At 32.2% G+C, this 12,009-nt stretch carries 10 protein-coding genes; all 10 read right to left on the bottom strand.

Features of this window, described 5'->3' with window-relative positions:
- A complete protein-coding gene (locus tag HMPREF2953_RS06715; RefSeq protein WP_049336561.1) occupies nt 1–1,275 on the bottom strand; it encodes a dihydroorotase in 1,275 nt (424 codons plus the stop codon).
- Nucleotides 1,276–1,277: 2 nt separating this feature from the next.
- Nucleotides 1,278–2,171: an aspartate carbamoyltransferase catalytic subunit gene (locus HMPREF2953_RS06710; RefSeq protein WP_070672477.1), complete on the bottom strand. Its 894-nt coding sequence runs from the start codon at nt 2,169–2,171 to the stop codon at nt 1,278–1,280.
- A gap of 25 nt (nt 2,172–2,196) precedes the next feature.
- Entirely contained in the window at nt 2,197–3,510 is a 1,314-nt protein-coding gene (locus tag HMPREF2953_RS06705; protein WP_002448743.1) for a uracil-xanthine permease family protein, read from the bottom strand.
- A 224-nt stretch (nt 3,511–3,734) separates the two neighbouring features.
- Nucleotides 3,735–4,262 carry a bifunctional pyr operon transcriptional regulator/uracil phosphoribosyltransferase PyrR gene (pyrR, locus tag HMPREF2953_RS06700; RefSeq protein ID WP_070672474.1) on the bottom strand — a complete coding sequence of 176 codons (528 nt, stop codon included), beginning with the start codon at nt 4,260–4,262 and terminating at the stop codon, nt 3,735–3,737.
- 267 nt (nt 4,263–4,529) lie between these two features.
- Nucleotides 4,530–5,447, bottom strand: a complete 918-nt coding sequence (locus tag HMPREF2953_RS06695) for an RluA family pseudouridine synthase (protein ID WP_070672471.1) — start codon at nt 5,445–5,447, stop codon at nt 4,530–4,532.
- A gap of 11 nt (nt 5,448–5,458) precedes the next feature.
- A complete protein-coding gene (gene lspA, locus HMPREF2953_RS06690; RefSeq protein ID WP_002448847.1) occupies nt 5,459–5,935 on the bottom strand; it encodes a signal peptidase II in 477 nt (158 codons plus the stop codon).
- Nucleotides 5,936–6,019: 84 nt separating this feature from the next.
- The gene (locus HMPREF2953_RS06685; RefSeq protein ID WP_049336571.1) at nt 6,020–6,496 is read right to left on the bottom strand and encodes a CHAP domain-containing protein; all 477 of its coding nucleotides are present in this window, start codon (nt 6,494–6,496) and stop codon (nt 6,020–6,022) included.
- 4 nt (nt 6,497–6,500) lie between these two features.
- A complete protein-coding gene (locus tag HMPREF2953_RS06680) occupies nt 6,501–7,295 on the bottom strand; it encodes a VOC family protein (RefSeq protein WP_002448857.1) in 795 nt (264 codons plus the stop codon).
- Nucleotides 7,296–7,488: 193 nt separating this feature from the next.
- Nucleotides 7,489–9,006, bottom strand: a complete 1,518-nt coding sequence (locus tag HMPREF2953_RS06675; RefSeq protein WP_070672468.1) for an NAD(P)H-binding protein — start codon at nt 9,004–9,006, stop codon at nt 7,489–7,491.
- A gap of 202 nt (nt 9,007–9,208) precedes the next feature.
- Nucleotides 9,209–11,959, bottom strand: coding sequence for an isoleucine--tRNA ligase (ileS, locus tag HMPREF2953_RS06670; protein WP_002455455.1), 2,751 nt, complete (start codon nt 11,957–11,959; stop codon nt 9,209–9,211).
- Nucleotides 11,960–12,009 lie beyond the last annotated feature (50 nt).

The following is a 12,009-nucleotide window of genomic DNA, read 5'->3' as shown; positions in this document are numbered from 1 at the left end:
TTACTTGTCCTCCTTAAATTTAACTTCGCCCTCAACCATTGTTAAAACAGGGTTACCATATACTTTATATCCTATAAATGGTGTATTATCTGCTTTAGATAAGAAGTCTTTACCACGAATTTCTTTTTCTTCATCTAAATTGATGATTGTTAAATCTGCATAGCTGCCTTCTTCTAATTTTCCATAAGGTAAATCAAATATTTGTGCTGGTTTAATTGTTAAGTAATCAACAAGTTGTTGTAATGACCAGTCTCCATTTTTAACAAAATGAGTATATAATAATGGGAAGGCCGTTTCACTTCCTACAATACCAAATGGTGCTTTTGTCATTGGCTGAGCTTTTTCTTCTTTGGCATGAGGCGCATGATCTGTAGCAATACAATCAATGGTACCATCTAGTAATCCTTCTAATAATGCATCTCTATCTTCTTTACTTCTTAATGGTGGATTCATTTTAAAAATGGCATTATCGCCTGGAACATCATCTTCAGTTAATAACAGATGATGTGGTGTCACTTCAGCTGTAACATGAATGCCTGCTGCTTTAGCATCACGAATTGCTCTTACACTTTCTTTTGTTGAAACATGACACACGTGATAGTGACAATTAGCTGCTTCTGCTAATAAAACGTCTCGTGCAATTTGTACAGATTCACAAATATTTGGAATACCAGGAATACCTAATTCTTCACTACGTTTACCTTGATGCATTGCACCACCATAAATTAAGCTATTATCTTCACAATGAGCAACAACTGCTTTATTTAATTTTGCTGCTTGTTGCATCGCTTCATACATCATTGCTGATTCCTGAACACCCACACCATCATCTGTAAATGCAAATGCACCCTCTTTTGCAAGTGCTTCAAAATCAACATGCTCTTTACCAGCTTGACGAATGGTAATTGATGCATAAGGCAAGACACGGACTTGTGCATTTTCTTTAATTAATGATTGCAACTGATCCATGTGTTCTACTGTATCAGGTACAGGACGTGTATTAGGCATTGGACATACTGTTGTAAATCCTCCACGTGCAGCTGCTTTTGTTCCAGTTTCAATTGTTTCTTTATGTTCCCCACCTGGTTCTCTTAAATGTACATGCACATCTACTAGACCTGGTGCTACAAATTGACCATTTGCATCAATGACTTCAGTACCTTCATCAATATTAATATTTTCATTCATTTCCTTGATATATTGTCCATCAATTAAAATTGACGTTGATTTAAGTTCACCATTGTCTAAAATTTTAGCATTTTTTATAAGTTTCATAATTATTCTCCTTTTCTTGATAAAAGTTTATCTATTACAGCCATTCTTAAATACATTCCATTTTCCATTTGTTTAAAGATTCTTGACTTAGGTGCTTCAACTAGTTCACTATCGATTTCTACGCCACGATTTACTGGAGCAGGATGCATCACTATCGCATCATCTTTTAAACGACGATACCTTTCTTTAGTTAACCCATATTGTTCATGATAATAATCAGCTTTAAAGTTTGCTTCATCAGTAATACCATGTCTTTCATGTTGAACTCTTAAAAGCATAATAATATCAACTTTATCAATCACATCATCAATATTTACATAAGGAGCATCTAATGTTTCATCTACCCATTCATTTGGACTTGAGAACATCACCTTAGCACCAAGCGAGGTTAAACTTGTATAATTACTTCTCGCTACACGAGAATTTTTAATATCTCCACATATTAAAATATTTAATCCTTCAAATGTTTCATATTCTTCATAAATCGTCATTATATCCAATAAGCTTTGAGTAGGATGCTGACCACTACCATCTCCAGCATTTGCAATCGGAATATTTAAATTTTCTAGTTCTTCGTAATATGCATTTTGAGGATGTCTAATAACTAATAAATTGACGCCAATACTCTCTAACGTTTTACAAGTGTCATAAAGCGATTCCCCTTTTTGTACTGAAGAAGTACTTGTTTCAAAGTTAACTTGTTTCAATCCAAGATTAAGTTCAGCTACTTCAAAACTGCATTTTGTGCGTGTTGAATTTTCAAAGAATAAGTTAGATACATATTTCCCTTCATACTGAGGGACAGTTTCTTTTCCTGATTTAAAACGACTCGCTGTTTGAATAAGATTAAAAATATCGTCGTTTGTTAAATATTCCATTGAAAATAAATGTTTCATAACGTGCCTCCTAAAAGATCCTCTTTTATTTAATATCTGATTCTTCTTTTTCTTTTGGCAAAATAAGATTTAATATGATTCCTGATAATGCTGCTAAAGCCATGCCTTCAATTTGTAGGTTCACACCAAGACTTTTTAAATTGATAAGTAAATTTCCAATACCGACTACTAGTACTACTGACGCAATAACTAAATTACGATTACTAGCAAAATCAACACGACTTTCTACCAACATTCTAAGTCCACTTGCTGCAATAATACCGAATAATAAGATAGATACACCACCCATCACTGGTGTAGGAATTGATGAAATTAATGCTGAGAACTTACCTATAAATGATAAGATAATTGCAATCACTGCTGCACCACCAATGACATAAATACTATATATTTTTGTAATTGCGAGCACACCAATATTTTCACCATAAGTTGTACTAGGCGGTCCTCCAATAATACTAGCAAACATTGTTGAAACGCCATCACCTATAATTGAACGATGTAAACCAGGATTTTCAAAGAAATTACGTCCTACAATTTTATTAATCACCATTTGATGACCAATATGTTCACTGACTGTTACAAATACTATAGGCAACATGACTAAAATAAGTCCGATATGTATCGATGGAACATAATCTTTAAATGGTAAATATATATCTGGAAAATCTAGCCAACTGGCTTTAGCAATTGGTTTAAAATTAACAATGCCTACAAAAATTGACACAATATAACCTACAATAATTCCTATTAACACAGGAATAAGTGAAAGGAAACCTTTAAAAAATCCTTGAACAATAATAGTTACTAGTAAGGTTACTAATGCGACTAATAAATAGCTTAAATTGTAACCCTTCATATCTCCTGAATTCTCATACATTGCCATGTTTACTGCTGTTGGTGCGAGACTTAATCCAATGACCATAATAACTGGACCAACAACAACTGGGGGTAAAAGATGCATCAACCAACCGGTACCACTTAATTTTATGAAAATACCAATAATGATATACATTACGCCACTAGCAAATAATGCGACAAGCATATCTCCTAAACTGTGCGTACTTAACCCCGTAATAATTGGAGTAATAAATGCAAAGCTTGAACCTAAATAGGCAGGTATTTTTGCTTTAGTAATTAATATGTATAGTAATGTTCCTATACCCGATGCTAATAATGCAGCAGAAATAGGTAACCCTGTTAAAAATGGAACAAGGACAGTTGACCCAAACATTGCAAATAGATGTTGTAAGCTTAAAAACGCCCATTGTGCTGGTTTTGGTTTATCTTTTACATCTAGTACTGGTTTGACAGTACGTTCAAACATTTGCTCATTTTCCATGAAATGTTCTTCCTTTCTAAAAAAGTCTCTTTACACTATGGTAAAGAGACTAAAATAAATTAATGAAATATTATAAAAAGCTTCTTTAAGTTTTTTATAACATGACATAGGAAAAGTATTTAATTTAAGTGAGACATCTCATCTATCCATTTAATAAATACATTACACGCTCACCATTACATACTTCACCTTTTTCAGTCTCTCGTACTGGTTTAAAAGGTTAGTTATTCAATTATTACTGCATTTCTATCATCTATTTCTTCAAGATAAACAGATACTGCTTCATCTTTTGCAGTAGGTATATTCTTTCCAACAAAGTCTGCTCTAATTGGCAGTTCACGATGGCCACGATCCACAAGGGCAGCGAGGCCAATCTTTATAGGTCGAGAATGTAATAAAATTGCATCTAAAGATGCTCTAACTGTTCGTCCAGTATAAAGTACATCATCAATAATAATCACTATCTTATCTGTAACATCTTGATCAATTTCAATGGCATCTTTAGTGATAGGCTTTTTAGAGTTTTCAATATCATCTCTAAAATGAGTAATGTCAATCGTACCTGTTGGAACTACATGATGTTCAATTTGTTTAATTTTTTCTTGAATACGCCGTGCTAAAAATTCGCCTCTTGTCTTAATACCTAAAAGAACAAGTCGTTCAGTTCCTTTATTATATTCTAGAATTTCATGTGCTATACGTGTAACAGTACGTTGTATAGCTGCTTCGTCCATAATAATACGTTCTGACATGATTACACCTCTTAAAAGAAAAAACCTCATGCCTTTTATAAAGACATGAGGTTTAATGTATATAAAAATATTTTATATGATTAGTCTGATAGTAATCGAACAATTGAAGTTAATCATATTTATATCATTAGTCACCCTGTCTTTTGAGCCTCTCTGGACTCTTTTTAAAAGACACTGTTTTGTTTAATTTTAACTGTTATTAGCTTAAATCTTTTTAGTTCATAAGTCAATATGCTTTCTTTTAATTTACGACTTTATTCTCTAATTTTATGATTCTCTTAATCGAATATCTTCTAATAGCGATTGAAACGCTTGAGGTAACTCAGCATGACGTTCAATATATTCATGAGTGACAGGATGTTTAAAACCAATAACTCCAGCATGTAACGCTTGTCCACCAATATCTAATGTTTTTCTAGGACCATATTTAGGATCTCCAACAAGTGGGAACCCAATATATTTCATATGAACACGAATTTGATGAGTACGCCCTGTTTCTAATTGACATTCAATCAATGTATAGTCATTGAAATGCTCTAATACATTAAAATGAGTCACTGCTTCTTTTCCATCATCAACAACATCCATAGATTGACGGTCTTTTTTGTTTCTGCCTATTGGAGCATCAATTGTTCCATAATCATGAGGAATATTACCATGTACTAAAGCTGTATACTTACGCTTTACTGTTTTATCCATAAGTTGTTCTACTAGACCACGATGTGCTACATCATTTTTAGCTACCATAAGTAACCCAGACGTATCTTTATCAATACGATGAACAATACCAGGACGTATCTCTCCATTGATACCTGATAAATCTTTAATTTGATACATTAATCCATTAACTAATGTACCTGTATAATGACCTGGTGAAGGGTGTACAACCATACCTTTAGGTTTATAAACAATGGCTACATCTTTATCTTCATAATAAATATCTAAATTGAGGTTCTCCGGTAAAATATCGGCTTCAATTACTTCTTTTTCAGTCACTTGAATCTCATCATTTAATTTAACTTTATAATTTGATTTGATTATTTTACCATTAACAGTGACTAAATCATTTTTAATCCAATCTTGAAGTTGACTTCTAGACCACTCACTATTGAAATCAGATAATAATTTATCAATACGCTGACCTACGAGTGCTTCATCTTCTATTTTATATTTATACGTTTCCACTACGTGCCCTCCTATTCTTTTTTAGTTGCATCCTTAACCAATGCAATAATGACAAAAATAACACCAATTGTTAAGCTTGAATCTGCGATATTAAAAATTGGAAAATCATATCCAAAAATATTTGTATCAATGAAATCAACAACTTCACCATTGAATAAACGATCGATAAAGTTACCTAATGCACCTGCAAATAATAAGCTAATTGCAACTTGCATAAACGCATTATATTTAGTTTCTTTAATATAAAATATAATAAGTACAGCTAAAATAATAAGAGTAATAATATAGAAAAATCCCATTTTACCACTTAAAATCCCCCATGCTGCACCATTATTTCTATGTGAGGTAATATTTAAAAAATGAGGAATCACTTCATAAGAATCACCAATGTTCATAGTTGCTGTAATTATTTTTTTAGTTAATTGGTCTATAATTAAAATCACGATGGCTACTATTAAAGATAAACCAATATAATATTTCTTTTTCATTCATGTGCCTCCATTCAGCCCTCAACTCTTTGACAACACTCTACATTATAGCCTACTACTTAGCATAAAAAAAGCTACAATCTTCTATGTCATATTTGTGTTACTTTTAGGATGAATATAATTAAATTGATCGACTTGATAAACATCTACAAAACGTGTTGTAATTTCGTAAGGTTTTCTGAAATTCATATCAGAGACTATTAAAGAGCCATCATTATTGACTTGTTCTACATAAGCAACATGTCCATGTTTTCCTTTTGGATAATGTAAAATAGAACCTTTAGTTGGATTTTCATTGACTGTATACCCTTGTTTCTTAGCCTTGTTTGCCCAAAGTTTAGCGTCACCCCATTGGTTACTTATTAAATGATGGTCTTCTTTTACTCGATCAAATACATAGTAAGTACATTGACCTTTAGCGTATGTGTTATATTTCATAGGATTTTTTTCCCAAAAATGAATTGTAGGTTCAGTCATATCTTGATTGTCTAGACCATCAAAAATTGCACCGCCCGTAAATATCATGCATACAAATACCATTAAAAAAATCCATTTTTTCATTTCATCACTCTACCTTTATAAAATTAAATCTAAATTGGATACCATCTGGGCCTTTAATATTGATATGATGTGTTTCTGGATAATGAAAGTCAACGATAGATAGACCATAAGTATGTTCATTATCTATTCGCTTTATTTTTGAATTCCATTGATTCATTGAAAGATGACAATAATATTGTTCAGAAGCTAAATAAAACGATTCATCATCTAAATATGCAGAAGGTACTAGTCCAAAATAGTTTAGATAATACTCTCTTACTTCATTTAATCGAATGGTTTTTAAACTAATATTCCCAATTTTACTATCATTAGGTAAACCTTGCCATCCGATGGTTGATGCATATGGTAATAATGAAGAAACATCGAGTGGCTTAATATCGAGTCTAATCCATTCACTTTCTTGTTTCCAATCAGAAATCGATTTATCAACATAAAATTTAAACATATGACCTTCTGGATCTTCGACAAAAATAAATGTACATACGTTTTGTTCTCCACCATTAATTGGTAACTCATAGTCATTTAACTTTTCGATTAGATCTGCCAGATGGTGTGTATTGGATAATTGAACTCCTATATAAAATAAACCAGCTTCTTGAGATAAAGGATTTCGTCCAGACTTTATCTCTCTTAAAGTAATATAATGGTGACGATCTCCAATTTGATATTTGACAGCCGTTAATGTCTCTTCCACCTTTTTAAATCCTAATAATTCTTCATAAAACGGTTGTAACGTACGTAAATCTCTTACATTTAAAGTGATACCATTAATAAAATGTGCATCATTATCATGAAACATAGGATACCTCCTAAATTTTAAAATCTCTCTTTCAATTTAAAATAGCTACGATTAATGATTATTCTATAATAAAATAATTAAAATTTTATCAGTCTTAATGCGTAATATTCAACTATTTAGGCTAAAAAAAGCTTTCGATAGAGAGAGAACTTCATTGCTCTTCCATCGAAAACTTTTAAATACATAAAGTATACTATTTTTTAACTAAAAATTTATTGTATGTTCTTGCACCAACAAATGCGCCAATTATTGCACCAGTAGTCATAGCAAGATTAGTAAAAATTTTATTAACAGGATCTTGTTTATCTTCTTCATCATTAGCTAAATGATTCATATGGTGTTTAAACACATCCATCACAAACTTATGTGCATTGGCTTGAGTAAACTTATAAACTCCCCATGGTAATGTTGGTTCATATTCTTGTAATGCTACAATACCTTCATTAGTATCTAATATACGCCTAAATTCAAATCGTGCATTACCGCCGTCTTTAGCCATTGCTAAATTTCCACCAACAATTTTATATACAATCATTTCACTCGTAGAATCATGATTATGTCGTGTCATTTTTAAAATGAATTTCTTTATTAGTGGTAATTGAATATTAAAATCATGCTCATTAATGGTACCATCTATTAAATGAAGCGTAATATCATTTATAAATTCTGCATATTCTCTTGTTACATCACTTATTGAATAACTTTCAGGAATTTTAAAACGCGTCATTGCTCTAACATCTTTCACTTCATTTTTCTTATCTTGCTTTGATTTAGGTTTAGACTGTTTTGTAGTTATTGTTTGTTGTTCATCTTGTTCTTCTTTCAGTGCTTTTCTTACACTTTCTTCATAATTCATTTTCCCTAACGATATTTCTGGTTTTATACGCTCAGGCTGCGGAATCATATCATGCACTAAACTATCCATAAGTGGGTATACCATTTCTTTAGGTACTTGCGAAATCAGTCTAACCCAAAATCGACTTAACCAAATAGGAATAATTGGTAAATTCAACGTAGGTAAACGTTTATCAAGAATAGCCGCTGTACGTTCAAATAATTCTTGATAATTCATTACCTTAGGTCCTGTAATATCAAATGCTTCATTTTCTTGTGGAGAACGTTCAACTAACATAGCTAATTTATCAATAACATCATCAATAGATACTGGCGCAATCATATTGTGAGCCCAGTTCGGTAGAATCATTGCTGGCAAACGCTCTATCATTCTTTTTAAAATAGGATATGAGCTACCTTTTGAACCTATAATTAGACCAGCACGTAATGTGCTTACAGGGATGTCATAATATCCTAATATTTTTTCACATTCTAACCGACTTTTTAAGTGAGGTGATAACTGAGTATCATTTGGGATAATACCACTCATAAATATAATATGTTTAACACCTTGCTTTTTTGCTGCACGTCCAAAATTATCAGCTAGTAGTGCATCCATATCTTCGAAATTCGCTTGTGTAAGTTTAGCACTTGGCATCATTGAATGAACAAGATATATCGCAGTATCTATACCTTCCATTACCTCAGTTATAGCATCTAAATCAAATAAATCCGCTGATTTCCAAGTTACATTTCTTTCATTTTTTTTATTTTGAGCATTTCTTGATATTGCGATAATCTCATGATTATCTTTTAATTTATCTTTTAAATGACTACCGATATATCCAGAAGCCCCAGTTAGTAAAATCTTGCCCATAATTTTATCCCTCTTCCTATATCTATCATAAACATACGAGAAATATTCCATCACTTATTATGTGTTACAACCTAGTTCCTCTTCATCTAAACTTGAAACTCTATTCAGCTATATTTTCAAACTATTATTATTTAATATTTATATACTTTAAAAAAACGCTCGTAATCCTTAATTAGGTTACAAGCGTTCTATCTTTATTGAATTAAACTAAAGTTTTTACGACTTCTTGACAACGTGGACATAAATGATCAAGTTCACCAACAGATCCTAATGCTTCACTATAATTCCAACATCTTTCACATTTTTCACCTGAAGCATGGTCAATACGAATGTCACCATGTTGGTATTCATTTCCATTGTCTACTTTTTCAGTCACTTCAACTTGAGAGACGATAAATAATTGTTGTAAGTCATTAAATTGTTGTAAAAATTCTGCAGCTTTAAAGTGATCATTGTTTCCAATCACTACTTTAGCTTCAAGAGATTTACCGATAACTTTTTCATTACGTGCTGCTTCTAATGCACGGTTTACATCATCACGTAATGACATAAATTGATTCCATTTATCTAATAACTCTTGATCAACGTCCACAACTTTTGGCATATCTGCTAAATGAACACTTTCTTCTTTAACATGTGGTGTATGAGACCATACTTCTTCGGCAGTGTGTACTAAAATAGGAGCGAGTAATTTGGTCATATCTACTAAAATTTGATACAACACTGTTTGCATGCTACGACGTTTATGTGCGTCTTTTTGTTCAATATACAGAATATCTTTACCATAATCTAAATAGAAGTTACTTAATTCAACATTGATAAAGTTTTGAACTTCTTGATAAATATTTAAGTAATCAAAGTTATCATAGTGATTAATAGTACTAGCAGTGAATTCACGTAAGCGATTCAATAAGTAGCGATCTACTTCTAATAATTCATGTTCAGGTACACTGTCTGTTTCAGGATTAAAGTCGTTAATATTACCTAACATAAATCTTAAAGTATTTCTGATTTTTCTATAAACATCAGACGTTTGTTTTAAAATTTCATCTGAAATACGTACATCTGCTAAATAGTCTGTACTACTTACCCATAATCGTGCAATATCTGCACCTTTTTGTTTTACTACTTGATTAGGCACGATAACGTTACCTAAAGATTTACTCATTTTTTTACCTTCGCCATCCATTACGAAACCATGTGACAATAAGAATTTATAAGGCGCTTGTCCTCTAGTCGCAACTGCTGTAGTAATTGAAGAGTTAAACCAACCACGATATTGGTCACTACCTTCAAAATATAAATCGGCTGGGAAATGCAATTCTGGACGAGTTTCTAACACGCCTCTATGAGATGAACCAGAGTCAAACCAAACATCCATAATATCTGTTTCTTTAGTAAATTCTCCATTAGGACTTCCAGGATGTGTGAATCCTTCAGGTAATAAATCTTTAGCTTCTCTTTCAAACCAAACATTTGAGCCATATTCTTCAAATAAATCAGCTACATGATTGACTGTTTCTTTTGTCATAATAATATCGCCATTTTCAGCGTAAAATACAGGCAATGGTACACCCCATACACGTTGACGAGAAATCACCCATTCACCACGGTCACGAATCATATTATAAATACGTGTTTTACCCCAATCTACTTTAAAATCAGTCTCTTCAATCGCATCTAAGATATCTTGTCTCACTTTATTAATTGAAGCAAACCATTGAGGTGTTGCACGGAAAATAACTGGTTTTTTAGTACGCCAATCATGCGGATAACTATGCGTAATAAAGTCTAATTTTAATAAGGCACCTTTATCAGTTAAAAGGTCTGTTACAGCTTTATTTGCTTTATCATAGAACATACCTTCAAATTGTCCGCCTTCTTCTGTGAAGACACCTTTATCATCCAAAGGACTAATGACAGGTAAATCGTATTTTTGACCTACAACATAGTCATCTTCCCCGTGACCAGGGGCAGTGTGTACACAACCAGTACCAGCATCAGTTGTTACATGACCACCATTAATGACTAATGACACTCGATCTATGAAAGGATGTTGTGTTTCAACATACTCTAACTCTTTCCCTGTAAATTCTTTTTCCAATTGAATAGTATCTTTATCCCAACCTAATGCTTCAGAAACACTTTCAGCTAAAGCTTCAGCAATCACGTATTTCTTACCATTTACATTATATTGACCATATTTCAAGTCTGGATGAACTGTAATTGCTACGTTAGAAGGTAATGTCCAAGGTGTAGTTGTCCAGATAATAAATTGAGCATCCTCATCGATAGTACCTTTTGAATCTTTAACATCAAAGGCTACATAAATAGATGCTGAACGTTTATCATGATATTCAATTTCAGCTTCAGCAAGTGAAGATTCACTTGATGGTGACCAATATACTGGTTTTTTACCTTTATAAATTAAACCTTTATCAGCCATTTCGCCAAACAAACGAATTTGAGCTGCTTCATATTCAGGTTTAAGAGTAATATATGGATTATTAAAGTCTCCACGTACACCTAAACGTTTAAAATCTTGTTTTTGAAGTTCAACTTGTTCTAAAGCAAATTCTTTACATTTTTCTCTAAACTCAGCAATTGACATTTTTTTGCGATCAACGCCTTTTTTAGTCAATGCTTGTTCAATTGGTAAACCATGTGTGTCCCATCCTGGAACGTAAGGTGAGTAAAATCCTTGCATCGTTTTATAACGTACAATAATATCTTTAATAATTTTATTTAATGCATGTCCCATGTGAAGATTACCATTTGCATAAGGTGGGCCATCATGCAAAATAAATGATTGATTTCCTTCATTTTTCTCTAAAGCTTTTTGATAATGATTATTTGCTTCCCATTGCTCTTGAATTTTTGGCTCTTTATTAGGTAAACCTCCTCGCATTGGAAAGTCAGTTTTTGGCATTAATAAAGTTTCTTTGTAATTCATATTTTCCACTCCTTAAATATAAAAAGAACTCTAAGTTCAATTAATAGGGA

This window comes from Staphylococcus sp. HMSC072E01 (assembly GCF_001814125.1).
GTDB classification, from domain to species: domain Bacteria; phylum Bacillota; class Bacilli; order Staphylococcales; family Staphylococcaceae; genus Staphylococcus; species Staphylococcus hominis.
This window is presented reverse-complemented; position numbering and strand designations above follow the sequence as displayed.